This is a genomic window from Pseudarthrobacter sp. NPDC080039 (assembly GCF_040702335.1).
GTDB classification, from domain to species: domain Bacteria; phylum Actinomycetota; class Actinomycetes; order Actinomycetales; family Micrococcaceae; genus Arthrobacter; species Arthrobacter enclensis_A.
This window is the reverse complement of the sequence record NZ_JBFBKY010000001.1, coordinates 264742-291240: the sequence shown is the minus strand read 5'-3', so window position 1 is coordinate 291240 and position 26499 is coordinate 264742. Positions and strand designations below refer to the sequence as shown.

Annotated in this window: 24 protein-coding genes; 18 read left to right on the top strand and 6 right to left on the bottom strand. The window is 65.5% G+C overall.

Annotated elements, in window-relative coordinates; genetic code table 11:
• The first annotated feature begins 175 nt into the window (after window positions 1-175).
• From leuS to AB0313_RS01325, 4 genes are all read left to right on the top strand, one after another.
• Window positions 176-2701, top strand: coding sequence for a leucine--tRNA ligase (leuS, locus tag AB0313_RS01340; RefSeq protein WP_141941503.1), 2526 nt, complete (start codon window positions 176-178; stop codon window positions 2699-2701).
• Window positions 2702-2778: 77 nt separating this feature from the next.
• Window positions 2779-3777: a DegV family protein gene (locus AB0313_RS01335; protein WP_366303075.1), complete on the top strand. Its 999-nt coding sequence runs from the start codon at window positions 2779-2781 to the stop codon at window positions 3775-3777.
• A 119-nt stretch (window positions 3778-3896) separates the two neighbouring features.
• Window positions 3897-4169: a hypothetical protein gene (locus tag AB0313_RS01330; RefSeq protein WP_366303073.1), complete on the top strand. Its 273-nt coding sequence runs from the start codon at window positions 3897-3899 to the stop codon at window positions 4167-4169.
• 814 nt (window positions 4170-4983) lie between these two features.
• Window positions 4984-5799, top strand: a complete 816-nt coding sequence (locus tag AB0313_RS01325; RefSeq protein ID WP_366303071.1) for a hypothetical protein — start codon at window positions 4984-4986, stop codon at window positions 5797-5799.
• A gap of 38 nt (window positions 5800-5837) precedes the next feature.
• On the opposite strand, the gene AB0313_RS01320 is transcribed toward AB0313_RS01325, so the two are convergent.
• Complete coding sequence (locus AB0313_RS01320) at window positions 5838-6011, bottom strand: hypothetical protein (RefSeq protein WP_366303069.1); 174 nt, start codon at window positions 6009-6011, stop codon at window positions 5838-5840.
• Between AB0313_RS01320 and AB0313_RS01315 the strand changes: the two genes are divergently transcribed.
• The 4 genes from AB0313_RS01315 (at window position 6010) to holA (ending at window position 10638) form a co-directional block, all read left to right on the top strand.
• Entirely contained in the window at window positions 6010-6606 is a 597-nt protein-coding gene (locus AB0313_RS01315) for a hypothetical protein (protein WP_307312094.1), read from the top strand. The genes AB0313_RS01320 and AB0313_RS01315 overlap by 2 nt on opposite strands.
• A 75-nt stretch (window positions 6607-6681) precedes the next feature.
• Window positions 6682-7533, top strand: a complete 852-nt coding sequence (locus AB0313_RS01310) for a helix-hairpin-helix domain-containing protein (RefSeq protein WP_307312096.1) — start codon at window positions 6682-6684, stop codon at window positions 7531-7533.
• Window positions 7534-7891: 358 nt separating this feature from the next.
• Window positions 7892-9796 (top strand): ComEC/Rec2 family competence protein, encoded by a 1905-nt coding sequence (locus tag AB0313_RS01305; protein ID WP_366303066.1) that lies wholly within the window; start codon window positions 7892-7894, stop codon window positions 9794-9796.
• On the top strand, window positions 9745-10638 hold the full coding sequence (holA, locus tag AB0313_RS01300; RefSeq protein ID WP_307311853.1) for a DNA polymerase III subunit delta: 894 nt from the start codon (window positions 9745-9747) through the stop codon (window positions 10636-10638). The genes AB0313_RS01305 and holA overlap by 52 nt, the downstream gene beginning before the upstream one ends.
• Window positions 10639-10773: 135 nt before the next feature.
• Here the strand turns inward: holA and rpsT are convergent, their stop codons facing one another.
• Both rpsT and AB0313_RS01290 read right to left on the bottom strand, forming a co-directional pair.
• On the bottom strand, window positions 10774-11034 hold the full coding sequence (gene rpsT / locus AB0313_RS01295) for a 30S ribosomal protein S20 (RefSeq protein WP_018761400.1): 261 nt from the start codon (window positions 11032-11034) through the stop codon (window positions 10774-10776).
• A 169-nt stretch (window positions 11035-11203) separates the two neighbouring features.
• Window positions 11204-11749 carry a type II toxin-antitoxin system PemK/MazF family toxin gene (locus AB0313_RS01290; protein ID WP_366303064.1) on the bottom strand — a complete coding sequence of 182 codons (546 nt, stop codon included), beginning with the start codon at window positions 11747-11749 and terminating at the stop codon, window positions 11204-11206.
• A 170-nt stretch (window positions 11750-11919) separates the two neighbouring features.
• Here AB0313_RS01290 and lepA point away from each other — a divergent pair, with 170 nt between their 5' ends.
• Both lepA and hemW read left to right on the top strand, forming a co-directional pair.
• Complete coding sequence (lepA, locus tag AB0313_RS01285) at window positions 11920-13776, top strand: translation elongation factor 4 (protein WP_141941488.1); 1857 nt, start codon at window positions 11920-11922, stop codon at window positions 13774-13776.
• A gap of 25 nt (window positions 13777-13801) precedes the next feature.
• Entirely contained in the window at window positions 13802-15031 is a 1230-nt protein-coding gene (gene hemW, locus AB0313_RS01280; RefSeq protein WP_307311846.1) for a radical SAM family heme chaperone HemW, read from the top strand.
• A 58-nt stretch (window positions 15032-15089) separates the two neighbouring features.
• Here hemW and AB0313_RS01275 read toward each other — a convergent pair whose 3' ends face one another.
• Window positions 15090-15500 carry a DUF4870 domain-containing protein gene (locus tag AB0313_RS01275; protein ID WP_141941485.1) on the bottom strand — a complete coding sequence of 137 codons (411 nt, stop codon included), beginning with the start codon at window positions 15498-15500 and terminating at the stop codon, window positions 15090-15092.
• A 73-nt stretch (window positions 15501-15573) separates the two neighbouring features.
• On the bottom strand, window positions 15574-16425 hold the full coding sequence (locus AB0313_RS01270; RefSeq protein WP_141941483.1) for a DUF3097 domain-containing protein: 852 nt from the start codon (window positions 16423-16425) through the stop codon (window positions 15574-15576).
• Window positions 16426-16596: 171 nt separating this feature from the next.
• Between AB0313_RS01270 and hrcA the strand changes: the two genes are divergently transcribed.
• The 3 genes from hrcA (at window position 16597) to AB0313_RS01255 (ending at window position 19609) form a co-directional block, all read left to right on the top strand.
• Window positions 16597-17610, top strand: a complete 1014-nt coding sequence (hrcA, locus tag AB0313_RS01265) for a heat-inducible transcriptional repressor HrcA (RefSeq protein WP_141941481.1) — start codon at window positions 16597-16599, stop codon at window positions 17608-17610.
• A gap of 89 nt (window positions 17611-17699) precedes the next feature.
• Entirely contained in the window at window positions 17700-18827 is a 1128-nt protein-coding gene (dnaJ, locus tag AB0313_RS01260; protein WP_141941479.1) for a molecular chaperone DnaJ, read from the top strand.
• Window positions 18828-18829: 2 nt separating this feature from the next.
• Entirely contained in the window at window positions 18830-19609 is a 780-nt protein-coding gene (locus AB0313_RS01255) for a 16S rRNA (uracil(1498)-N(3))-methyltransferase (protein ID WP_141941476.1), read from the top strand.
• Here AB0313_RS01255 and AB0313_RS01250 read toward each other — a convergent pair.
• Complete coding sequence (locus AB0313_RS01250; RefSeq protein ID WP_307311841.1) at window positions 19596-20552, bottom strand: GerMN domain-containing protein; 957 nt, start codon at window positions 20550-20552, stop codon at window positions 19596-19598. The genes AB0313_RS01255 and AB0313_RS01250 overlap by 14 nt on opposite strands.
• 364 nt (window positions 20553-20916) lie before the next feature.
• On the opposite strand from AB0313_RS01250, the gene AB0313_RS01245 reads away from it, so the two are divergent.
• The 5 genes from AB0313_RS01245 (at window position 20917) to AB0313_RS01225 (ending at window position 26439) form a co-directional block, all read left to right on the top strand.
• A complete protein-coding gene (locus tag AB0313_RS01245; RefSeq protein ID WP_366303249.1) occupies window positions 20917-22005 on the top strand; it encodes a PhoH family protein in 1089 nt (362 codons plus the stop codon).
• The gene (gene ybeY / locus AB0313_RS01240) at window positions 22002-22475 is read left to right on the top strand and encodes an rRNA maturation RNase YbeY (RefSeq protein WP_141941473.1); all 474 of its coding nucleotides are present in this window, start codon (window positions 22002-22004) and stop codon (window positions 22473-22475) included. The genes AB0313_RS01245 and ybeY overlap by 4 nt, the downstream gene beginning before the upstream one ends.
• Entirely contained in the window at window positions 22472-23803 is a 1332-nt protein-coding gene (locus tag AB0313_RS01235) for a hemolysin family protein (protein WP_141941471.1), read from the top strand. Before ybeY ends, AB0313_RS01235 begins: the two co-directional genes overlap by 4 nt.
• Complete coding sequence (era, locus tag AB0313_RS01230; RefSeq protein ID WP_141941469.1) at window positions 23787-24746, top strand: GTPase Era; 960 nt, start codon at window positions 23787-23789, stop codon at window positions 24744-24746. The genes AB0313_RS01235 and era overlap by 17 nt, the downstream gene beginning before the upstream one ends.
• A gap of 220 nt (window positions 24747-24966) precedes the next feature.
• The gene (locus tag AB0313_RS01225) at window positions 24967-26439 is read left to right on the top strand and encodes an LCP family protein (RefSeq protein WP_307311873.1); all 1473 of its coding nucleotides are present in this window, start codon (window positions 24967-24969) and stop codon (window positions 26437-26439) included.
• Window positions 26440-26499 lie beyond the last annotated feature (60 nt).

Genomic DNA, 26499 nt, shown 5'->3' with positions numbered 1-26499 from the left:
TGCGTGCGATCCTTCTGCTTAGTTAGCCGCCGGCTTCCGAATACCGGACAGCTGAGCGGCAGCCCCTCCATGGTGAGGGGCTTTTGTGTGTCCGGGGCTATGCGCCGGGCCGGCAGCAGGGGGATCAGGCCGTTATGGCAGCACAGATGCCGTAACAGAACAGAAGAGGGCAGCAGTGGGCGTTCAGCCGGAGACAGAGACCGGAACAGCAACAACAGTGTCGGCGGAGCCTGAAGAGGGCACCTACAGTTTCGCCGCCATGGAGGCCAAATGGCCGCAGGTGTGGGAAGACCTCAAGGTCTTCACCCCGGTGGACGACGGGTCCCGGGAGCGACGCTACGTGCTTGACATGTTCCCGTACCCTTCGGGTGACCTGCACATGGGGCACGCCGAAGCATTCGCCATGGGTGATGTGGTGGCCCGCTACCTCCGCCAGCAGGGCTACGACGTGCTGCACCCGATCGGCTGGGATTCCTTCGGCCTGCCTGCGGAAAACGCCGCCATCAAGCGCAACGCCCATCCCAGCGAGTGGACCTACGCCAACATCGACACCCAGGCAGCGTCCTTCAAGCGGTATGCCATTTCCGCCGACTGGTCGCGCCGCCTGCACACCTCCGACCCCGAGTACTACCGCTGGACTCAGTGGCTGTTCAAGCGCTTCTACGAGCGCGGCCTGGCCTACCGGAAGAACTCCCCGGTTAACTGGTGCCCCAAGGACCAGACGGTCCTGGCCAACGAGCAGGTTGTCAACGGCGCCTGCGAGCGCTGCGGCACCACGGTCACCAAGAAGTCCCTGAACCAGTGGTACTTCAAGATCACGGATTACGCCGACCGCCTGCTGGATGACATGGATGAGTTGCGCGGCCACTGGCCGGAGCGGGTCCTGGCCATGCAGAAGAACTGGATCGGCCGGTCGGAGGGTGCCCACGTCAAGTTCGTGGTGGAGGCCGACGGCGGCAAGGCCGCCAAAGAGGTGACTGTCTTCACCACCCGGCCCGACACCCTGTACGGTGCAACTTTCTTCGTGGTCGCAGCCGACGCACCACTCGCCGTCGAACTCGTCACCGACGAGCACGCCGCAGCCCTGGATGAATACCGCGAACGGGTCAAGGCGCTGTCCGAGATCGAACGCCAGTCCACCGAGCGTGAAAAGACCGGCGTCTTCACCGGCCGCTACGCCGTCAACCCCCTGAACGGGGAGAAGCTGCCTGTCTGGGCCGCCGACTATGTCCTGGCGGACTACGGTACCGGGGCGATCATGGCCGTTCCCGCGCACGACCAGCGCGACCTCGACTTTGCCCGAGCCTTCGACCTGCCGGTGCGGGCCGTCCTGGACACCGGCGAAGAGGACCCGGCAGTGTCCGGTACCGCCACGGCGGGGGAGGGCACCCTGATTAACTCGGGTGAGCTGAACGGCCTCCCCAAGGCAGAGGCCATTCCCGCTGCCATCGCCATGCTGGAGCGGCAGGGCACCGGCGAGAAGTTCGTGAACTTCAGGCTCCGCGACTGGCTCCTGAGCCGCCAGCGCTTCTGGGGCACGCCCATCCCCATCATCCACTGCCCGTCGTGCGGAGAAGTTCCCGTTCCGGACGAGCAACTGCCGGTCACCCTGCCCTCGGACCTCCGTGGTGAGGACCTGGCGCCCAAGGGCACCTCACCGCTGGCCGCGGCCGAGTCGTGGGTTAACGTGGAATGCCCCACCTGCCACGGCCCCGCCAAACGGGACACCGACACCATGGACACGTTCGTGGACTCCTCCTGGTACTTCCTGCGGTTCGTTTCGCCGCACTACACCGAAGGCCCGTTCGATCCGCGGAAGATCAATGACTGGATGCCGGTGGGCCAGTATGTAGGCGGCGTGGAGCACGCCATCCTCCACCTGCTGTACGCGCGCTTCTTCACCAAGGTCATCCACGACCTGGGCATGATCGACGCTGACGAACCCTTTAGCGCACTCCTCAACCAGGGCCAGGTGCTCAACGGCGGCAAAGCCATGAGCAAGTCGCTGGGCAACGGCGTTGACCTCGGCGAGCAGCTGGACAAGTACGGTGTGGACGCGGTCCGGCTCACTATGGTGTTCGCGTCCCCGCCCGAGGACGACGTGGACTGGGCTGACGTCTCGCCGTCCGGTTCCGCCAAGTTCCTGGCGCGTGCCTGGCGCCTGGCGCAGGATGTCACCAGTGCGGCGGGTGTTGACTTCGCCGGCGGTGACCGCGCGCTGCGTTCCGTCACGCACCGCACCATCGCCGACGCCGCCGAATTGCTGGACGCCAACAAGTTCAACGTGGTGGTGGCCAAGCTGATGGAGCTGGTCAACGCCACCCGCAAGGCCATCGACTCCGGTGCCGGTGCAGGGGACCCGGCAGTCCGCGAAGCCGCCGAGGCTGTGGCTGTAATCCTCAGCCTGTTCGCGCCGTACACCGCCGAGGACATGTGGAACCTGCTCGGTCACCCGGCGTCGGTGGCAAATGCAGGCTGGCCTGCCCACGATCCCGCCCTGCTGGTCCAGGCAACCGTCACCGCTGTTGTCCAGGTACAGGGCAAGGTCCGTGACCGCCTGGAGGTATCCCCGGAGGTCTCCGAGGACCAGCTGCGGGAGCTCGCCCTGGCATCGGAGAACGTCCAGCGCGCCCTTGACGGCCGCGGCATCCGGACAGTGATCGTCCGTGCGCCTAAGCTGGTCAACATCGTCCCGGCCTAGCCGCAGCAGGTACCGGCCGTCGGAGGTTCTCCGGCGGCCTGTGCCGACTGAGCCGGACACCGTCTCCAGGAGGCCCATTGCCCGAGAGTAACGCCGCCGCCTGGCCGTGGGTCCGCGCCCGGTTGTCGGGCCTTCGTCCCGCGGGCCGCCCGGGCGCCCGGCGTGGCGGAAGCGCCGTGGTGCGCACCGCCGTCGTTACCGACTCGGCTGCTGCCCTGCCGGCGGACTATTCCAGCGGATTGCCGCGGGACGGAATCCTGACCGTAACGCCCATGCCGGTCATGGTGGGCTCGGAGATTTACGGTGAAGGCGAAGACGACATCCTGGAGACCATCGCCGTGGCCCTCGCCGCAGGGACCCCGGTCAAAACGTCCAGGCCTTCACCGGGCCAGTTCGAACAGGCGTACCGCGCTGCCCAGAAACGGGGATTCGAGGGGATCGTTTCGGTCCACATCTCCGGTGAGCTGTCTGGCACGGCAGACGCTGCCCGGCTGGCCGCAACCAGGGTGGGTATTCCGGTGGACGTGGTGGATACCCGGACTGTCGGAATGGCGCAAGGAATGGCGGTGCAGGCCGCCGTCGAGGCTGCCGCAGCCGGTGCCGGCAGGGCTGCCGTTGCCGCGGCCGCGGTGGCGCAGGCGTCTCGTACCAAGGTCTACTTCTACGTGCCCAGCCTGGAACAGCTGCGGCGTGGAGGACGGATTGGTGCCGCGGCATCGCTTCTGGGCACCGTGCTTGCCATCAAACCCATCCTGGCCGTTGAGGGCGGCAGGATCGTTCCGCTCGAGAAGGTCCGTTCAACTGCCAGGGCAGTAGCGCGGCTTGAAGAGATTGTGGTGGCCGAGGCCACGGCGCGCACTGGCCAATCCGTGTGCCTTGCGGTGCATCACTTCGGCAACCCTGAAGAGGCGGAGAGCCTGGCAGCCAGGTTGGAAGCCGCCCTTCCCGAGTGTCCTCCGGCCCGGACCAGCTCCCTTCCGGCGGTCCTGGCGGCCCACGCGGGGCTGGGCGTCCTCGCGGTCATCGTGGGCAGGATGGACAGCGGGCCCGGCGGCGGCACGCACTCTCCGACATAAGACGTGGCATGTGCCGGGCTGGAAGTACTCCTGGAGCAGGATGGGAATAAGGAAGCTTGGCGGAGGCTTGTCTTTAAGTGGGGCCGCCGACCTCTGGTTGCCTCTTCGAAAGGACCCTCTTGCCCACAGCTTTCATTCCCTTCACCATGCGCGCTTCAGCCCGTGACGGCCACCGCCGCACTTTCCGTACGGACGTCGAACGGCTGAGGGCCGGACACCTGCACTGGGCACCCCTTGATGTGCTCAGGTCAACCGGTACGCAGGCCGTGTTCCGCGGCGCCGTCCCACAGGGCGCGCACACGACGACCGATGCGGACCTCGCCCGGTTCCTGGAGGACCGGCTCGCAACGGCCGACATACATTTGGATCTCAGCGTCACTATCGACCGATAGCAGACGTGAAAAGCCCCGGACCGCGGTCCGGGGCTTTTGTGTGCCCGTCACGTGCAGTGTGGGAGTAGTAGGTCGGCTCCCCATTTGGCTCCGACAGCGGTCCTGAATGGGTTTGTTCCGCCCTCGTTTCCGCCGCCTGCACCGGAGACGTCGTGAGGCAACAAAGCCCTGCTGCCTGGGAGACGCCAGGCTTGCCGTGAGCGGGTCCTTGGCCTCTGGCTGTACTCCCAGGGAATCCATAGCATCGTCACATTATGCCGACCGCAGCGTTGGCTGCGGCCCACCCGAGAGGCAAGGGGGAAACAATGCCCGCCCAGCCCAAACGTGCTGCCAGTCTGCGTGTCGTTTTCCCGTGCCCCCTGGCACTTTCCTGGCACTTCTCCTGGCAGGGTGCTCGCAGGGAGGCGGGCCACCCGCACCCGTATGGGATCGGGTTTTGAGCGGCGGGCCGTGTGCCCCGGGACAATTTTGGGGCCGGAAGCTTTTGGACGGCGCGAGGGAAACAGGGCGTGCCGACAGGAAGCGTGTCCCTCGGTCAGTGCTTATGCTTTCCGCGGCACTGGCACTCCTCCTTGGGGGGTGCGCGCAAGGGGGCACGCCCTCCTCACAAACCCGGTCTTCCTCATCCGAGCCGGCCCAATATCCATCAAGCACATCAACCGAGTCTCCCTCAACCGTGTCTCCCCCAAGCGGGTCGGGCAGCCCGGCCTGCGACCTGATCAGGCCGGACATCGCTGCGAGGATCGATCCTTCCCTTGCTCAACAGGGGCCCGGTGGTAAACCGGCCGGGAGCCGGGCATCTGTGTGCAGCTACATGAGTAAGACGAGCCAGAGCCGGGTACTTAGCGTCACGTTGAGTACGCCCGCGTCGGAGTCGGAGATCGCTGAAGCAAAGAAGACTCCTGACTGTGCAGCTGTGGCCGGAATCGGTGATTTCGCCTGCATCCAGTGGACGGGGTGGTTCCGCGGTGAGCCAGGAGGGGCGTCGGCAAACACGGTGCTCAAAGCAGTGCGGGGCAGCGAAGCCCTCGACCTGCGCATTATCGACATGCCACCCAGGGCGCCGGAAATCGCGGGTCCGGACGGGGATGCTGCGGCCCGCTCTCTTGCCCAGGCAGTTGTTGAGGGCGGGTGGGGCAACGGGACTGAACTTCGTGTACCGGCTGCGCCACCTGTCGGACCGCAGACTTCTTCGAACAGCCCCGTATGCGCCCTGGTCAGTGTCGACGCTCTCAGGACGGCATTCGGTGCCACAACCCAGGCAGACGTCCTCCCTGGTGAAGGTAACTGCCGGTACCTCTTTGGCGCGTTGGGCACATCTGGTCCGGACTCGCTAATGTTCTCCGTTGAACTTCATCAGGGAGGTGCATCCGCGCTCTCGGGACCTTTGCCGCCGGATGGCCAAAGCATCGAGGGTGTTGGTGACAAAGCAACTCTCATCATCCGGTCGGAACCGGGCGGACCGAAGTCACTCAGGCCAGGAAGCGATGCGCCGGTCACGGTCATGTCACTCATGGTCGCCCGTGGGCAGAACATGGCCATCTTCACCGCACAGATCCTGATCTCCCCGGGCACCGAAGAACAGGTCAAGGAACAGTTCGTCACCTTGGTCAAGGGCATCGACTTCTGAGCCAGAGCATGTCCGCTGCGCCAACAAACTCCAGGGGTTCACAAAAAGGAGGGGATCCAGATGCATCGAGAGACCAGGAACTGCGTGCAAAAGCCCACGTGCACGGCGTCACCCACCGCCGGCAATACCACCCCGACATCGTCACCCAGCACGTCTTCCCTGGCAGAGCCCACCACACTGTCTCCCAGGGTCTTCACTGACCAGGAACTCATGACGATCAGCAGCAAAGTCCTGGAGCCGCATGGCGGAAGAGCCGACGATACGGACATGGCCCGCAAGTCTTACGCGGTGATGCAGCAGCCGCCGGCGTCTGCATCGCCGTCGTCCATACTCGGTCCCACCGAGCCGGCTGAATGCAACGTGTTCCATAGGTCGTGGCAGCACGAGGTGCAGTTGGACCTCTCCATGGGCTTTGCCCAAGGGGAGGTATTCAACATTGGCAATCACGGAACCGGCATGATTCTTTTTGACGTGCGAAGCGCTCCCCGGGACGCCCTCGCCAGAGCCGACTTCGATTACAGCCAGGAGCTGATGGTGCGCTGCGCGACGTTCGACCAGACAGTGTCCGGAGCTACCGGGCCTCAGAAGCTCACCATTCGACTTCTCCCGGGTCCGGACATAGGGGAGAAGGCCTACGTGACCAAGGAATCCATCGACGGGAACAACATGGCTGTCGGACTCCGGGTCCTTGCCGGAACGGTGTCCCTCGACATGGGGTTGAACCTGGGAGCAGTAACCGAGCAAGAGGCGCTCAGCGTGATGTTCCAGATTGCGCAGGAGTTTGTTGACGAGACGAAAAATCGGTAAACGCCTTTGAGCCACGTTTCCACATAGGGCTGTCAGCGGGTGCCGGTGCCTGGACGTGGTTCCTAGGGTTGAACCATGTCACGCCGGGATACTGCAGCAGCAGGTCAGCGGGCGCGCCATGCGAGGGAACGGCTGCAGGCGGCACTGGGGGACTCTCCTCCCGGGCTCCTTCAAAACGGATCCGACCCCGGCGGTTTCGAGTACCGGGGTCCGGATGAAGCGGTGGCCGATGAAACCGGCGCTGGTTCGGGAGCCGTTGCCGGTGGCCTGTCTTCGGTACGGTGGCGGATAGGGCAGCGTGTTGCCGTGCTGCTGGCCGGGCTGGGCGTAGTGGCGGGTGCCTGGTTCTGGTGGCAGGCAGGCACAGCCACCCCGGAGGTAGTGCCCTTGAGCGGTGTTGGGTCCGCCGGTGCACCTGCGGCCACCGGCACCGCATCAGGTGGTGCCGCAGGAACTGCCGGGGACGCTGGGCGGCAGGCCGGCCCAGCCGCCGAGCCGATCGTGGTGGTTCACGTGGCCGGGGCCGTCGCCCAGCCCGGTGTCATCCGCCTCCCGCAGGGCAGCCGTGTGGGTGACGCTATTGCTGCTGCCGGAGGTGCAACGGGGGACGCGGATGCCAACCGCCTCAACCTTGCCCTCGTGGTGGAGGACGGCCAGAAAGTCTACGTTCCGCAGCGGGGGGAGTCCGTGGCCGCCGAACCCGGGGCCTCGGATGCCGGTGGCGCCGGGACAGGCGGGAAGATCAACCTCAACACCGCTGACGCTGCGGAGCTGGATACGCTGCCAAAAGTGGGTCCCATCCTGGCCCAGCGGATCGTGGACTGGCGCAAGGAACATGGCCCCTTCAAGACAGTGGACGAGCTGGACGCCGTGGATGGGGTCGGGCCGAAAATGCTTGAGGCTCTCCTTCCCTTGGTGACGGTGTAGGGCGCCCGCCGTGGCAGTGGATCCGGAGGGGGAAACCAGGGGTGCCAGGCAGATGGGTCCTTCAGCCAGCTGGAGCGGCCGGCCGGGAACGGGCAGTCGCTGGAGCCGGTACATCGACTCCGCTGTCCGCGGCGGCGAGGAACGGCAGGCGCCCGGGCCGTCAGGGCCACCGATATCGGCGCAGGAATGGCCCCTGGAACCACGGCGAACCGGCAGAGTCCAGGCAACAGAGCCACCTCCGTCTCAGCGGGCCCGCAAACTAACACCAGGGCACCAGGGATCTTCCCGCTCCGGATTTCTCCGGAGGGCATGGGCACTGGGTCTTGGCCGTCTTCGCGAACGGATAACCTCCAGTGCCGTGGCTCAGGAAGGGGCCGGATCCGGCTCGGTCGCACCCCGCCGACGGACGGACCTGCGCCTTGTGCTGCCCGCAGCCCTGATATGGGCCGCATCAGTTGCCGGATTGTGGCTGCCGCCCCCCGGCCTCGCCACCCTGTGCGGTGCCCTGGCCGGAGCCGGCGGACTGATCCTTGTCCGGGCCGCCAAGGTATCAAAGGGACTGAAGGTTCATGCCGTCGTCGGCCGTCCGGCATACCCGACCCACAACGCCAGGGGACGGAGTGCCATCGCTGCCCTGGGCCTTTCCCTAATGCTGGCCGCTGCTGCCGCGGCCCATTCGGCTACATCCGCCACCCAGCGCTTCGACGGGCTCCTCGCCGATGCCGTTACGGCCGGCAAGTCAGCCGTTGCCGTGGTCGAAGTGGCCGGAAACCCGCGGGCGGTCGCCGGTCCTGGAGGCATGGACGCACGGTGGGCGGTGCCGGTCTGGACGCGGGAAGTGGCCACCGGAGGCGTCCTGGTGCGCACCCGGGCCCGTCTGGTGGTCATGGGCGGGGACGCGTGGGGTGACGTTGTGCCGGGGCAGACACTGCGGGCCACCGGCAAACTCCGGCAGGCGGAACCCGGGGAGCCGGAGGCAGGGAAACTGGCCGCCTCGGCCGCACCGGGCAAGGCCACCGGCGGTGACCTGCTTGAAGCGGGAGCGCGGGAACTGCGCGGGCGGTTCGTTTCAGCGTCGGCCTTCCTTGCGCCGGACGCCCGCGGGCTCCTTCCGGGAATGGTCACCGGTGACACCAGCGCGCTTGACGAGGGCCTGGGCAACGCTATGAAGGCCGTCGGAATGACGCACCTGACAGCCGTAAGCGGGGCCAACTGCAGCCTGGTCCTGGGGGCGCTGCTGGTGCTGTGCAGGCGGTTCCGGCTGCCACGCGTTGCCGCTGCAGCCTGCGCCCTCACGGGCCTGGCCCTCTTCGTGGTCCTGGTGGGACCCGATGCCAGTGTCCTACGCGCAGCACTGATGGGCGCCATCGGTGTCGCCTCCCTCGCCGGCGGCCGCTCTGGACGCGGGCTGAGCTTCCTGTGCCTGGCTGTCATCGCCCTGCTGCTGACCGACCCCGGGCTGGGCTCAAGTTACGGATTCCTGCTGTCCGTCCTGGCCACCTTGGGGATCATCCTTCTGGGGCGCAGGTTCGTCGACTGGATCCCGGCACCGGTGCCACGATGGATGGCAGCAGCCGTGACCGTCCCGTTGTCCGCCCAGCTGCTGTGCGGCCCCGTCATCATCCTCCTGCAGCCGCAATTCGCAACGTATTCCCTGCTGGCCAACGTGGTTGCCTCACCCCTGGTGGCGCCCGTGACCCTCCTCGGCACGGTGGCGGTGCCCCTGGTAGTCCTGCTGCCGTGGGCAGCAGCGGCACTGATCGCCGTGGCCGGACTGTTCAGTGCCGGCGTCGCTGCCATAGCCAGGTTCGCCGCACAGTTGCCCGGCTCCGCTCTTCCCTGGCCCGAAGGGGTTCCCGGGCTGGTCTCCATGGTGCTGATGTCCTTGGTGACAGTCGCCGCTGTATGGATGGCCACAGGGCCGGCCCGCCTCCTCCACAAGGTAACGGAGGCGCACGCCGCCACCATGACGCTGATAGAACTCGTGGAACTGCGGCTGCAGCGGCTTGCCGGGATGCACGGCTTGGACGGCGGGCGCAGACGTGGCAGGCTGGGATACTCCAATAAAACCTCCGGAAGGGACCGTCGATGGCCGCTGTGCAAAAGCGAGCAACCCGCTCCCCGGCATCGAATGCAGCATCCTGGCGGGACGCGGCCCCGGCCTCGATTGTGCTGGTCAGCGGCCCCGAGGAGTACCTGGGGATCCGGGCCATGGACAGCATCCGGTCCCGGGTCAGGGCCGCCGCGCCGGACGTCGAACTGAGCCGGATGAACGCTGCCGGTTATGAACCCGGAGCCCTGGCCATGCAGGTGAGCCCGTCGCTCTTCGGTGAAAGCAAACTGATCGAGGTCGAGGCTGTGGAGGGAATGAACGACGCTTTCCTGGCAGATGCGCTCACCTACCTGCAGCACCCGGAGCAGGACGCCGTCGTTGTGCTCCGGCATGCCGGAGGCAACCGGGGCAAGAAGCTCCTCGACGCCGTCAGGAAAGGCGGCTGGCCGGTGGTTGACTGCCAGCCGCTGAAGAAGGATTCAGACAAGGTGCAGTTTGTCACTGCTGAGTTCAAGGAGGCCGGGCGCCGCATCAACCACGAGGCCATCCAGGCGCTGGTGAACGCGGTAGGTGCAGACCTGTCCGAACTTGCTGCTGCCTGCGCGCAACTGATTGCGGACGCGGGCAGCACCGTCACCACCGAGACCGTGGACAAGTACTACGGCGGGCGGATCGAGGCCACGGCGTTCAAAGTTGCCGACGCAGCCATGGCCGGAAACGCGCCCCTGGCACTGTCAACGCTGCGCCACGCCCTTGCCACCGGTGCTGACCCCGTGCCACTGGTTGCCGCCTTGGCAGCCAAACTGCGCACCGTGGCCCGCGTGGCCGGTGCCTCCGGGTCATCCGCGCAGATCGCCGCGGAACTTGGAATGCAGCCCTGGCTGGTGGAGCAGGCACAGCGTGACGTGCGCCGCTGGACGCCGGATGGGCTGGTGCGCTCAATCCAGGCAACTGCCGAGGCGGACGCCCAGGTTAAAGGCTTGTCCCGCGACCCCGTCTACGCCGTCGAACATGCCGTGACCGTGATCGCCATGTCCGTCCAGGGCCGATAGCAGCGCCGGATGGGCTAAGCCGCCCGACGGCCGGGCTGCCGCGGAGTCCGGTGCGGCGCATACCAGGGCTTAAAAGGCGTCTGGCCGGTACCCAGGGGTACCGGCCAGACCATCAGTTCGTGGGAACTGGAAACCTTAGAGTGCGTTGACCTTCTTGGAGATCGCCGACTTGCGGTTCGCTGCGTTGTTCTTGTGCAGAACACCCTTGCTGACAGCCTTGTCCAACTTACGGCTGGCAGAAACGAGCGCAGTAGTAGCAGCTTCCTTGTCAGCGGACTCAACGGCGGTGTTGACGGCGCGGATGGCAGTCTTCAGCTCAGACTTGACTGCGTTGTTGCGCAGGCGAGCCTTCTCGTTGGTCAGGATGCGCTTCTTCTGGGACTTGATATTCGCCACGTGTGAACTCTCTTTGTAATGCGGAAATGGTCTAGAGGGCTTTCAGGCTGGCCTTGACTGAGCGGCGTGGGGATACCTATGGCGGCCAACCATCAGTGACCGTCGACCTGCACGGACACACAGCAATATAGAATAGCAGGTCAGTGGCGGGACTGGCCATTTACGCCGGTCAGGACCAGCCGTGTCTCCGGCGCAGCCCTGCCGCCACCTTTTCGAACCGCGTACCGTCCAGCACCGCCCCTTCCCGCCGGATGCTTTCCGGGCGGAGCTGCAGGACGCGGTCCAGCCGCACCTCGCTGGCCCTGCCCTGCTTGTCCCAGCCGCCTGCGCCAAGATCCACGTACCCGTCCGACGCGGTTCCGGCCGGGATCCTGTCCCTGCTGGTCATCATCAATGCCAGGAGGTAGGGGCCGTTGCGCCCCACCAGCAGGACCGGCCTGTCCTTCCCCCTGCTGTGGTCCTCCTCGTAGGGAACCCAGGCCCACACAACTTCGCCGGGGTCCGGATCCCCGTCAGGCTGCGGCGCGTACCGGACCGTGGCACGGCCAAGGTAGTCGCCGGGGTAGCCGGCACGTGCGGACCCACCTGTTATACCGCCGGTTCCTGCCAGTGGACGGCGGTACCTGTCGGGGGCGGGGGCAGCGGACTGCCCGGTCTGCAGCATCCGCAGACCGCGGCGCACTGCCTTTTGAAGGGAACGGAGATTCAGGGCCATCCCGAAAGCCTAGGCGGCTGTCCACCTGAACCCCGAATAAGCTCCGGCCGCGATGCGGTGGCGGTGTCCCGGACGTGGGACACTGGACGTTGAAGATGTGTGGCTGGCCCGCAGGCGCGTTTTGTGTGCCTGGCGGATGGCTGCAGAAAAGCCAACAGTAAGGACCCTGCGTGTCTCCCATGGCCCGCACCGCACCGGTGCCCGCCGCGACAGATCCGGCAATTATTCGGAACTTTTGCATCATCGCGCATATTGACCACGGCAAGTCCACCCTGGCTGACCGTATGCTGCAGTCAACCGGGGTGGTCCAGGCGCGCGACATGAAGGCCCAGTACCTGGACCGGATGGACATCGAGCGCGAACGCGGCATCACCATCAAATCCCAGGCGGTCCGCATGCCGTGGGAGGTGGACGGCGTCAGTTATGCGCTGAATATGATCGACACCCCGGGGCACGTGGACTTCACCTATGAGGTGTCCCGTTCCCTGGCCGCGTGCGAGGGCGCCATCCTGCTGGTGGACGCAGCCCAGGGTATCGAGGCCCAGACCCTCGCGAACCTGTACCTGGCCATGGAAAACAACCTTGCCATCATCCCGGTGCTGAACAAGATCGACCTGCCGGCAGCGCAGCCTGAGAAGTACGCAGCCGAGCTGGCCAGCCTGATCGGCGGCGACCCCGAGGACGTCCTGCGGGTCTCGGGCAAGACCGGCATGGGCGTCGAAGCCCTCCTGGACAAGATCGTCCGCGACCTGCCGGCACCGAAGGGCGACCCCGATGCGCCGGCCCGTGCCATGATCTTCGACTCGGTCTATGACACCTACCGCGGCGTGGTGACCTATGTGCGCGTGGTGGACGGCATGCTCCACCCGCGTGAACGCATCCAGATGATGTCCACCAAGGCCTCGCACGAACTCCTGGAAATCGGCGTCAGCTCTCCGGAACCCACCCCCTCCAAGGGCCTCGGAGTGGGCGAAGTGGGCTACCTGATCACCGGGGTAAAAGACGTCCGGCAGTCCAAGGTGGGTGACACTGTCACCAACCTTGCCAAGCCCGCTGCCGAATCGCTCCCCGGCTACGCCGATGCCAAGCCCATGGTGTTCTCAGGCCTGTACCCGCTGGACGGTGCCGATTACCCGGTACTCCGCGACGCCCTCGAAAAGCTCATGCTCAATGATGCAGCCCTGGTGTACGAGCCGGAGACCTCGGCTGCACTGGGCTTCGGGTTCCGGGTGGGGTTCCTGGGTCTCCTGCACCTGGAGATCACCCGCGAACGCCTGGAGCGCGAGTACAACCTCGACCTCATCTCCACCGCACCGAACGTTGAGTACGAGGTGACGTTGGAGGACAAGAAGGTGGTCCGCGTTACCAACCCCAGCGAGTACCCCACGGGCAAGATCGCCGAGGTACGCGAGCCCATGGTCTCCGCCACCATCCTGGCCCCCAACGAGTTCGTGGGCGCCATCATGGAACTGTGCCAGTCACGCCGCGGCGTCATGAACGGCATGGACTACCTTTCCGAGGACCGGGTGGAAATCCGCTACCGCCTGCCGCTGGCGGAAATCGTGTTCGACTTCTTCGACATCCTCAAGTCGAAGACCCGGGGCTACGGCTCCCTGGACTGGAAGGCCGACGGTGAGCAGGTTGCCGATCTTGTGAAGGTCGACATCATGCTCCAGGGCGAACAGGTGGATGCCTTCAGTGCCATCACGCACCGGGACAAGGCCTACGCCTACGGTGTGATGATGACCGGCAAGCTTCGCGAACTCATCCCGCGGCAGCAGTTCGAGGTGCCCATCCAGGCCGCCATCGGTTCCAGGATCATCGCCCGCGAAAGCATCCGGGCCATCCGCAAGGATGTGCTGGCCAAGTGCTACGGCGGTGACATCTCGCGTAAGCGCAAGCTGCTGGAGAAGCAAAAAGAAGGCAAGAAGCGCATGAAGATGGTGGGTACCGTGGAGGTGCCGCAGGAAGCGTTCATCGCCGCCCTCACCACCGACGAATCAAAGGACAAGGCCAAGAAGAAGTGACCACCGCACTGCGGGGAGCGCGCTGATGCCCAGCGTGCTTCCCCTCGGCGACCCGGCGCCGTCGGACGGTCTGCTGCCTGCCCAGGCGGCGGACGGGGCGGCGGCCCGGGCCTTTGGCCTGTACGTCCACATCCCGTTCTGTGCCGTGCGCTGCGGGTACTGCGACTTCAACACCTACACCGCCACGGAACTGGGCGGCGGTGCGTCACAGGATGCGTACGCGCAGACCGCTGTATCGGAAGTGGCCCTGGCAGCCAAGGTGATGGCACGGTCCGGGCTGCCGGAGCGGAAGCTCGGCACTGTCTTTTTCGGTGGCGGCACGCCCACCCTGCTGCCGGCTGATGACCTCGCCCTGATCCTTCGCGCTGCCATTGACCAGTGGGGCATCGAGGACGGCGCCGAGGTCACCACCGAAGCCAACCCCGATTCGGTCACCCCCGAATCCCTCGCCGTCCTCAAGGAGGCGGGCTTCACCAGGGTTTCCTTCGGCATGCAGTCCGCCGTCCCGCACGTGCTCAAGGTCCTGGACCGCACCCACACGCCCAGCAGGGTTCCGCAGGTGGTGCAGTGGGCGCGGGAGGCCGGACTGGATGTCAGCCTGGACCTGATTTACGGCACTCCGGGGGAGTCGCTCGCAGACTGGCGACACTCCCTGGAGACTGCCCTGTCCTACCGGCCGGACCACATCAGCGCCTACGCCCTGATTGTCGAGGACGGCACCAAGCTGGCAGCGCAGATGCGGCGCGGCGAGGTTCCGGGAATTGACGACGACGACCACGCCGACAAGTACGAGCTCGCCGACCAGCTCATCACCGCAGCCGGACTAGGCTGGTACGAGGTCAGCAACTGGGCGCGGAGTCCGGAGCATGCTTGCCGGCACAACCTGGCGTACTGGCGCGGTGACGACTGGTGGGGGATCGGCCCAGGCGCCCACTCGCACATGGGCGGGGTGCGCTGGTGGAATGTCAAGCACCCGTCCGCGTATGCAAACAGGCTTTCCCAGGGGCTCTCACCGGCCGCGGGCCGGGAAACCCTGGACGCGGAAACCCGGAACCTGGAGCGGGTGATGCTGGAGGCTCGCCTGCAGTCAGGGCTGGACATGTCCACGCTTAGCGCAGCGGGACGGCACCAAGTGGCCGGGCTTATCGCTGACAGCCTGGTGGAACCTGCTGCCGCCTTCAAGGACCGCCTGGTCCTCACGCTCAAAGGCCGGCTCCTGGCGGACGCAGTAGTCCGGCGGATACTGCCCGACTGACTGGGCCCACGCCCGTCGGGTCCGCCCCGTGGGGCCGGTGGCCCCGCGGGAGGCTCGGCTACTTAATCCAGCGCAGGTTGTACTGGTAGCGGTGCGGCTGGCCCTTGTTGACGTGGATGCCCGCGGCCACGGAGAAGCACGTGAGCGCAACCCAGATCAGGGTGGCGATGACCGCGAAGATGTTCCCCACGTAGGGAATGAACACCAGGATGTTGGCCAGCACCGCGGCGATGGTGGGCGGCAGGCTGAAGTTCAGGGCTTCCTTGGACTCCTGGGCGGTGAACGGCCCGCGGTCGCGGAAGATCAGGTAGATCAACAGGGAGGGCACGCATCCCAGGATCCCCCCGAAGTGCGCCAGGGTTGCCCACTGGCGGTCTTCGCTGGCCGTCAGCGGCAGGGCATTGGCGGGGACGCCATGGTACTCGGAACGGCCCTGGCCGTCCCTGTGATCACGTGCGTTTTCTGCCACAGTCGTTTTCCTTCGGGGTGCAAGTGGTGCTGACAACTACCAAGAATACTGGCTTTCGGGGCCGTGCCGCCCGTCAGGGCACGGTGAGGAAGTCAATGACCTCCTCAACGCGGCCCAGCAGCGATGCTTCGAGGTCCGCGTAGGTGCGGACGGCGCCCAGCAACTTCTGCCACCCCAGTCCGACGTCTTCCTTCGTGGCGTGGGGCCAGCCGAAGGCTTTGAGGATGCCCGTCTTCCAGTCCTGCCCCCGGGGCACGGCGGGCCACTTGTCGATCCCCAGGACAGCAGGCCGGATCGCCTGCCACACGTCCACGTAGGGGTGCCCCACGATCAGGACGTTGCCGGCAGCGCCGGGGGAGGCCATAACGGCGTCCGCGATGCGGGATTCCTTGGAATCGGGAACCAGATGGTCAACCAGGACCCCGAGCCGCCGGCCCGGACCGGGCCTGAAGTCCGCGACGGCTGCAGCCAGGTCGTCGATGCCATGCAAAGGTTCGACGACGATGCCCTCCACGCGCAGGTCGTCACCCCAGACCTTTTCCACCAGTTCGGCGTCGTGCTTGCCTTCCACCCAGATCCGGCTTGCCTTCGCTACCTGTGCGCGTTGGCCTTCCACGCGTACTGATCCCGAGGCAGTCCTGCCGGCGGCCGGACCACCGGCAGCGGGTTTCGGCGCCGGCGGCATCAGCCGGATGGGCTGGCCCTCGAGGAGGAAGCCGAAGCCGAGCCGGAAGGACCGGGATTTTCCCCTCCGGTCCTCCAGCGCAACCACATGCATCCCGCCGGATTTCTCCACGCGGGTGACGGCTCCTACCCACCCGGACTGCACTTCCTCGAGCACCATGCCCCGCTCCACGGGCACTTCGGGCAGTTCCGTCCGGTTTGTAGTGGAAATGCCGCGAGGCCCCCAGTTCTGGTAATCCATGGAATCGATCCGCCTAGCGCTAGGTCCTTCCTCCGGAATTTCGCCCGGAGCGGTACCAATGCTAACAACGGGCCAAGGCATAATAGACTGTTAGCACTTAGGCATGTCGAGTGCTAACCCTTGCGTTGCACCGGGCGGGGCATGTACCCGGACCATGGATGGAGGTGGAGAGTGAGCGAGCCACGCAAACTGGAAGTACTGCGGGCCATCGTGGAGGACTACGTCCACTCCCGCGAGCCGGTCGGGTCTAAAGCCCTGGTGGAGCGGCATCATCTTGGCGTTTCCAGTGCCACGATCCGCAATGACATGGCAGCCCTGGAGGATGAGGGGCTGATTACGGCCCCCCACACCAGTGCCGGGCGGATTCCCACGGACAAGGGCTACCGGCTTTTCGTCGACCAGATCTCCGCGGTGAAGCCACTCTCGGCACCTGAACGCCGCGCCATCCAAACCTTGCTCGAGGGTGCCGACGATCTCGACGACGTGCTGGACCGCACCGTCCGGTTGCTGTCCCAGCTGACCAACCAGGTGGCGGTCGTGCAGTATCCGCACCTGAGCAGGGCACTTGTCCGCCATATCGAATTCGTCCTGCTTGCCCCCCGGAAGGTCCTGGTGGTCCTCATCGCCAACAGCGGCAAAGTGGAGCAGCGGGTCATCGACGTCGGGCAGGACCTTGGTGACGAAACGGTGGCAGCCCTGCGCACCCGGTTCCTTGGGGCTCTGGGCGGAACACGCTTGAGCCACCTGGCGCAGGCGCTGCCCGCGGTGGTGGCGGCAACTCCCCATGCGCAGCGCCAGGCAGCCCATGCCCTGGCCCTGGGCCTGGAGGGGCTGGCCCAGAGCAGCCGGGAAGACCGCATGGTCATGGCCGGAACCGCCAACCTCGCCAGGTCCAATGTGGACTTCCCCCTGAGCATCGGTCCGGTGCTCGAGGCGCTGGAGGAACAGGTGGTGATGCTGCGGCTGTTGAGCGAAATGGCCCAGGACCACCGTGGCGTGGCCGTCAGCATCGGAAGGGAAAACCCGTATGACGGCCTTGCGGAAGCCTCCGTGGTGGCCACCGGCTACGGCCCGGACAGCGCCGCGAAAGTAGGCATCCTGGGCCCCACTCGGATGGACTACCCCACCACCATGGCCGCCGTCAGGGCAGTGGCCCGTTACCTGTCCAGGATTCTGGGGCCCTGACTCTTTGCAGCCGGAGCATGCTCGGGCTGGCCATCAAAGCAGCCAGGGTGCCCAACTGAACGCAGTACAAGAAGGAAGAGACACGAACTTTGAGCAGCCACTATGACGTCCTTGGAGTCTCACCCGAAGCAACGGGGGAAGAGATCAAAAAGGCCTACCGCAAGCTGGCCCGCACCCTCCACCCGGATGTGAACCCCGGGGAGGACGCTGCAGAACGCTTCAAGGCCGTAACCCACGCATACGAAGTCCTTTCCGATCCCCAAAAGCGCAGGATCTACGACACCACCGGCAACGAGAACGGAACGGACAACGGGTTCGGTGGCGGCGGGTATGCCGGCCAGGGGTTCGCCTTCCAGGACATCTTCGACACCTTCTTCGGCGCCGGCGGCAGCACCGGACCCGCTTCACGCGTCCGCCGCGGCCAGGACGCGCTCATCAGTGTCCGCATCGACCTTCGGGACGCCGTGTTCGGGGTCAACAAGAAGCTTGAAGTGGACACCGCGGTGGTATGCCCCACCTGTGACGGATCCTGCTGCCGCCCCGGCACCCAGCCTGAACGCTGCGACATCTGCGGCGGCAGCGGCCAGGTGCAGCGGGCCGTCCGCTCCATCCTGGGGCAGGTCATGACCGCAGCACCCTGCGGCACCTGTGAAGGATTCGGCACGGTCATCAAGGACCCCTGCAACGAATGCAGCGGCCAGGGCCGCGTCCGCAGCCGCCGTTCCCTGACCATCAAAGTTCCCGCCGGAGTCGCAACCGGAACCCGGATCCAGCTGTCCGGGCAGGGCGAAGCCGGTCCCGCCGGCGGTCCCGCCGGCGACCTGTACGTCGAGATCCGGGTTAATAACGATGCCACCTATGTACGCGAGGGCGACGATCTGCATGCCACCCTGCACATTCCCATGACAGCGGCGGCACTGGGCACGGATGTCAGCCTGGAGACCTTCGACGGTACCCAGGAAATTGACGTCAAGCCCGGTACCCAGTCCGGTGAAATCATCACCCTCCGCGGGCTGGGCGTCACCCACCTGAGGGGTTACGGCCGCGGCGACCTGAAGGTCCATCTCCAGGTGGATACCCCGGCCAAACTCGATGCCGCCCAGGAAGACCTTCTGCGCCAACTGGCCAAACTGCGTGGAGAACAGATCACGGAAGGCAAGCTGGCGGCCAGCGGCGGCATGTTCGCGAAGCTCCGGGACCGGTTCGGTAACCTGTAGCGGTGAGCAATCCCGTCTTCTTCACGTCGCCCGGTTCGCTGGCCGGGATGCTGCCTGGGCATATTTTCGTGCTCGAGGGTGCGGAAGCACGGCACGCCGTTACCGTCAAACGGCTGTCCCCGGGCGAGGCGGTGGACATCGTCGACGGTGCCGGCGCCCGCATGACCGGGAAGGTCGTCTCCGCCGCCGCTTCCGGGATGGAGGTGGAGTGCGGTTCGCTGACAGTGGAAGAAAGGCCGGAGGTTCGGCTGGTGTTGGTCCAGGCGCTGGCCAAGGGCGACCGGGACGAGCTTGCCATCGAAACCGCCACCGAGCTGGGGATCGACGCCGTCATACCGTGGCAGTCCGAACGCTCCATTGTGCGCTGGAAAGGTGAACGGGCCGCCCGGGCGCACGCCAAGTGGGAGTCTTCGGTTGCCGCCGCCGCCAAGCAGGCGCGGCGGGCCTGGATCCCCGAGGTGCGGGCCGCCGTCGACACACCCGGACTATCCGCTGCGGTGGAGGCGGCAGACCTGGCTGTTATCCTGCATGAAGACGCCGTCCGCCCCCTCCGGACTGTCCTTGAGCAATGGCACTCCGGTGAGGGCGCCGGCCCCCGCGAAGTCCTCCTGATCGTTGGACCGGAGGGCGGGATCGGACCTCGCGAAGTAACGAAGCTCTGCGACAAAGGTGCCGTGACTGCCCTGCTGGGGCACCATGTCCTGCGCTCCTCCACGGCCGGGCCGGCCGCCGTCGTACTGGCCAGCGACATCCTCGGTCGATGGGCCGCTAGCGCACTTTGAAGGACCTGGTGTCCTCGTTCCGGTCCGGTTGGCCATCCTGGCCCGCCTGGGCCACCCTCAGTTCGTAGTCGCCCACGGGCAGGTTGAGGGCAACGGTAAAGGCGCCGGCCTGGGCCGGGTCCGTGGCCGCAGTGGTTTCGCCGGTCAGGAACGGTGCCTTGCTGCCGCCGTCCGTCGACTGCAGGATCTGCCAGTGGAGCTTGGACCCCGGAGAGGTGCTTCGTCCGGTGATCTTGACGCTGCCTGCCGGCACCTCGGTGTTCTCCTGGGGGTCGATGATCCAAACCGGTGCCACCAGGCCGGCAGCGCGGGTCATGAGGGACCCCAACTGGATCTTGCCGAACGCAACATAGTCCGTGTGGCCGTCCACCAGGATCCGGACGCGGATCTGCTGCCCCGCGTCGATAAGGCCCGAACTGGCAGCAGCAGCCGTTGCCGTGTAAATGAGCTGCTGGATGGCGCGGGCCGCCATGTCGGCGTCCAGGTTGCTGTTGAAGGCATCGGAGGAGACATCGACTGTGATGACGTCCTTGCCGGAAATGGACGTGGCAAGTTTGTCCGGGTTTTGCCACGGGGTGAAGAAGTCGGGATCCAGCGGCTTCTCCGACATCATGGCCCGCAGGGCCCGGGTGACCGGGTTCTCCTGCTCCGGGACGTCGCGGAATTCGCGGTACAGGAAGATGTTTCCGCCGCTGCGGCCGATCCAGTAGACCGGGGCCTTGTTGGAGGACTGGGTGGTTTCGAGCGGAGCGCTGGTGGCGGGAGCATCGGGCATGGTGCCGCCGGATGCGGGGACGGACGCGACAGTGGCTGCGGGCGAGGACCCGCCGTCGGCAGTGCAGCCCGCCAGAGCCGGAACCAGCACCAGGATCCCTGCCAGGACAGCCGGGCGCAGGCGGCCCTTGTATCGTCCTGCCCCGTAGGGCGCAGAGGTTACCGGCACAGTACTGCCCTTGTCCTTTCCTGGCATGGCGGGCCGATCCCCTGGCGGCCTGGTGTCCCAACAGATGCTGGATTTCCAGCATTGCACAGCGTTGCGCAACATCAGCCGCTGCCAGCCGCTTCCGGCACAACTGCAACGGGAACGATATGAGGCCGATATGAAGTTGCTATCTAACGGCGGGCCCGGGCAGCCCTGGAAGGACCGTTTCACGCGGGAAGCAGCATCCCGGTATCGGGAGCCTCCAGGTGCTGGCGTAAGATAGAGGGACCGCTGGGCGCGGCGCTCCGGGCAACGGGAGCCGGCATCAGCAACAAAACTAATGACGTCGAACTTCGAGGGGACCACGGGCCTGCGGGCCAGCACCATGACTGAATCAGCGAATGGTAAGCGCCGGCTCAATACGGGCGAAGGCGGTCCGGGGGAATTCCCGCACTCCATGCCCGGGATCCGGACAGAAGTAGTCCTCTTTGAGAACTCCGACCAGATGGTTCAATCACTCGGCAGCCATGATGAGGCCCTGCGATTCATCGAAGAGCAGTTCCCGGATGTCAACTTCCACGCGCGCGGCAATGAACTGTCCATCAGCGGCCCGGTCAGCGATGTACCGCGGATCATGCGGCTGCTCCAGGAGGTCCGTGGCCTGGTGGCCCGCGGCACAGTCATCACTCCGGCGGTGCTGCAGCAACTGGTGTCCCTCCTGCGCACCCAGTCCCTGCAGAACCCGGTTGAGGTGCTCACCCACGACATCCTCTCGAGCCGTGGACGGACCATCCGGCCCAAGACGCTAAACCAGAAGAATTACGTTGATGCCATCGACGCCAACACCGTGATCTTTGGCATCGGCCCTGCCGGCACCGGCAAGACCTACCTGGCCATGGCCAAGGCAGTCCAGGCGCTGCAGCAGAAAGAGGTCAGCCGGATCATCCTGACCCGTCCCGCGGTTGAGGCAGGGGAGCGGCTTGGGTTCCTGCCCGGCACGCTCAGCGACAAGATCGACCCCTACCTGCGCCCGCTCTATGACGCACTGCACGACATGATGGATCCAGAGTCCATCCCGCGGCTGATGGCCGCCGGAACAATCGAGGTGGCGCCGCTGGCCTACATGCGAGGCCGGACCCTCAATGACGCCTTCATTATCCTGGACGAGGCCCAGAACACGACGCCCGAGCAGATGAAAATGTTCCTCACCCGCCTTGGCTTTGGTTCCAAGATGGTGGTCACCGGAGACGTCACGCAGGTGGACCTGCCCTTCGGGACGCGCTCCGGGCTGCGGATCGTCGAGGAGATCCTTCAGGGCATTGAAGGCGTAAGCTTCTCGGTCCTGGACGCCGCAGACGTTGTGCGGCACCGGCTCGTGGGGGACATCGTCAACGCCTACAACATCTGGGATGAAACCCAGCGGAACCGCGTCAAGCACTCAGCAAGCAGGGAAAAACGGGGGGAACGCGCGTGAGCATCGAGGTGAACAACGAGTCCGGCATCCAAGTGGAGGAGTCGGAGCTCGTTGCCCTGTCACGGTACATTTTCGAGCAGCTCTACATCCATCCCCAGGCCGAACTGTCCATCCTGCTCGTGGATGAACCAGCCATGGAGAAGCTGCACATCGAACTCATGGACGAGCCGGGCGCCACGGACGTGCTGTCGGTTCCCATGGACGAACTGACTCCCGGAACCCCGGACCGGCCCACCCCGCAGGGCATGCTGGGCGACATCGCCATCTGCCCGCAGGTGGCGAAGGTCCAGGCCAGGAATGCCGGCCACTCGCTCCAGGACGAGATGCTGCTGCTGACCACGCATGGCATTCTCCACCTGCTGGGCTACGACCACGCCGAGCCCGAGGAGAAGGCGGAGATGTTCGGACTTCAGCGTGAATTGCTGTCCGGCTTCACCGGCAAAGAAGCACCCGCCGAGACCACCCAGTGACGCAACTGCTCCTGGTCGCGGTGGCACTGGTCTTCCTTGCCGTCGCGGCTCTGCTGACAGCTGCCGAGGCGGCGTTCAGTTTCCTTCCCCGGCATGACGCCGAAGAGGCACTGCACAGAAGCCGCGGCACCGCCATGCGGCGCATCCTTGCCGAACCCGTAGCCCACACCCGGGCCCTGCGGTTCTGGCGTGTCTGGTTTGAGATGGCTTCCGCCGTCGCTGTCGCAGTCCTTATCGCGAGCCTCCTCGACAACGTGTGGCTGGCCGGGCTGGTGGCCACCGGCATCATGGCTCTCCTGGGATTCGTGATCGTGGGCGTGTCGCCCCGGCAGCTCGGGCGGCTGCATTCCACGGCCGTGGTGCGCTTCACCGCTCCGATGGTCCGGTTCCTCACCAGCGTGCTGGGACCGATTCCGGGCTGGCTGGTTGCCCTGGGAAGTTCGGCAGCTCCTGGTGCGCCCGGCGGCGACGACGCGTTCTTCAGCGAGCAGGAGTTCCGGGAACTTGTGGACCGGGCCAGCGAGTCCGACATGATCGAGGACACCGAGGCGGAGATGATCCAGTCCGTATTCGACTTCGGTGACACGCTGGTGCGGGCAGTGATGGTGCCCCGGACGGACATCGTGAGCATCGATGCCGGCTCAAGCCTGCACCAGGCGATGTCCCTGTTTCTTCGTTCAGGCTATTCCAGGATTCCGGTCATCAACGAAAACACGGACCACATCCTTGGCATCGTCTACCTCAAGGATGTTGCCGCGGTCGTCCACCAGCTGGGCGCAGGCCAGCAGCCGCCGGTGGTTGAGTCACTGGCGCGCGAAGTCCGTTACGTGCCGGAATCGAAGCCGGTCAGCGACCTCCTGCGCGAACTGCAAAAGGAATCCACACACGTCGCCATTGTCATCGACGAGTACGGCGGCACGGCCGGCCTGGTGACCCTCGAGGATCTGATCGAGGAAATTGTGGGCGAGATCGTGGACGAATACGACACCGAGAGCGCGGACGCGGTGGCCCTCGGTGACGGCTCCTACCGCGTCAGTGCGCGGATGGGCATCGACAACCTCGGTGAGCTTTTCGACCTGGAAATTGACGACGACGAAGTGGACACCGTCGGTGGCCTCCTCGCCAAGGCGCTTGGCCGCGTCCCGATCGTCGGAAGCAGCGTTGAGGTGCAGGGCGTGTCCCTGCGCGCGGAACGGCTGGAAGGCCGGCGAAACCGAGTCAGCCACATCATTGCGGCACCGGTACCAAGAGTAGAGACTGACCTTGAAGGCCTCCTGGAAGAGGCCGAAGCAACCCAGCAGGGAGTTCCACGTGAGCAAGAAAAATAAGGTTGCGGATACGGACGACTTTGGCGGCTTCCGCGCAGGGTTTTCCGTCCTGGTGGGGCGCCCCAACGCGGGCAAATCCACCCTCACCAACGCGTTGGTGGGTAAGAAAGTGGCCATTACGTCCGCCAAGCCGCAGACCACGCGGCACACCATCCGGGGAATCGTGCACCGGGACGACGCCCAGCTGATTCTCGTGGACACGCCGGGCCTGCACCGCCCCCGCACCCTCCTCGGCAAGCGCCTGAACGACCTCGTCGCGGACACTCTCGCCGAAGTGGACGCCATCGGATTCTGCCTTCCGGCCAACGAGAAAATCGGCCCCGGTGACAAGTTCATCGCTGCCCAGCTCGCCGCCGTCGGCCGCAAGCCGGTGGTTGCCATCGTCACCAAGGCTGACCTCGTGGACAAGCAGGCACTGACCGAACAGCTACTTGCCGTGGCGGCCCTTGGCCGTGAGGTGATGGGGGAGGACGGCTGGAAGGACATTGTTCCCGTTTCCGCCACAGACGGTTTCCAGGTTGAGACCGTTGCTGATGTGCTGATCAGCCACATGCCGCCGTCCCCTCCGCTGTACCCGGACGGAGAGCTCACCGACGAACCCGAAGCCGTTATGGTGGCTGAGCTGATCCGCGAAGCCGCCCTGGAAGGGGTCCGGGACGAGCTTCCCCACTCCCTGGCTGTCGTGGTCGAGGAAATAGTCCCCCGGGAGGACCGGCCGGAAGACAACCCCCTGCTGGACGTCCGCGTAAACCTCTATGTTGAGCGGCCATCGCAGAAGGCGATCATCATCGGTAAGGGCGGAAGCCGGCTGCGTGAGGTGGGCACCAACGCCCGCAAGGGCATCGAGGCGCTCCTGGGCACCCGCGTCTACCTGGACCTTCACGTCAAAGTGGCCAAAGACTGGCAGCGTGACCCCAAGCAGCTGGTTAAATTGGGTTTCTGACCCACGACTAGGGGGTCCCCGGGAGCGGGGCGGGGAAGTTCTCCCAACTGGACCACTAAGTTGGGCCGGGTTTCGAATCTAGAGGAAGGTTCAGCACGTGGGTCAAGGCCGCGATCAGCGCGACAACGAGGCTGACCTGTCAGTCGGGCCGGGACCGGTGTCCCGCCATTCGGACGGCGGGGCTGTTGGGGCTGCCCGGCACCTTGGACCTTTGCGCGGGATGCCCGTATGGCTGAAAGCCGTGACCGGCGTGGTGGCACTGGTCCTGGTGGCCGGAATCGCTTTTGCCGGATTCTGGTTTTTCAGGCTCCAGAACAATATTTCCAAAGCACCCCTGAACGCTGGTGGTGAGACCACCGAGTCGCCCGGGAACGATGCCACGGGGCGGCTGCAGATCCTGATTCTTGGTTCGGATACCAGGGACGGAAAGAACTCCGAGTACGGGACGGCTGATGATTCCACCGGTTACGGCAAGTCGGACGTCATGATGCTGATGGACATCTCCGAGGACAACAAGCGCGTCAACGTCATCAGCTTCCCACGCGACCTGCTGGTGGACATTCCCGATTGCAAGGACAGGAAGACCAACAAGGACTACCCGGCCCGTACCGGCGTCATGATCAACGAGGCCATGAGCGAGGCCGGCATCGGCTGTGCCGTGGACACCATCAACAAACTCACCGGTATGCAGGTGGACCATTTCATGATGGCCGACTTCAACGCCGTGAAGGAGCTGTCCAATGCGGTGGGCGGTGTTCAGGTCTGCATCAGTGACGCAGTTTATGATCCCGACTCGGGGCTGCGGCTGCCGGCCGGGACATCCTCTGTGCAGGGGGAGATGGCCCTTGCCTTCCTGCGCGCCCGCCATGCCTTTGCCGACGGCGGCGACCTCGGCCGCATCAAGGCGCAGCAAAGCTTCCTGTCGTCGCTGACCCGGAAGATCAAGGACGACGGAACCCTGTCCGATCCGGCCAAAATGCTGAAGATTGCCGATGTGGTGACCCAGAACCTGACGGTTGACGACGGGCTTGCTTCCGTTCCAGCTCTGTTGACCATCGGAAACCGACTCAAGAACATCGACATCACCAAGGTCGCGTTCGTGGCAGTACCCACGACGCCGGCGCCCATCGACCCCAACCGGCTGGTGATCGCGGAGCCTGCCGGCGCACAGCTTTTCTCGGCATTGCGGAAGAACGTTGACTTGACCGACCCCACCGCACCAACAACTCCGTCACCAAGTGAGACGGCATCCCCGTCCGCGTCTCCAACCGCGACAGCCCCGCCGGTGCCGCCCTACAACAAAGCCATCCAGCCCGTAACCGTTGCGAACGGCAGCGGCGTCAACGGCCGCGCGCAGGAGCTCGTGCAGGCCCTCGTCGCCGGCGGCTTCACCCAGACGGGGCAGTTCCTGGCCCAGCCGGTCGGCAAAACGGCTGTCTATTACGGCAATGGCTTCAATGATGTGGCGGCTGACGTCGCCGCGCTGTTGGGGATCCCTTCGACACTCATGATTCCGGCTCCCGCCGTGACAGGAGTCCAGGTGTATGTTGGCAGCGATTTCACCACAGGGACCGCTTTCGCGGCCGGCTCAGGGGGTGCCGCCGCGGCCGCATTGCCGCAGGACATCGTCAACCAGACGGCAGGCGACAAAGTCTGCCAGCAGGCCAATCCGAACGTCATCGTCCGGCAGTAACGGTACCGCCGCAGTCCCCATAGGACCGGGCTGCAGTCAGCCAACGAAATGGGCCCCCGT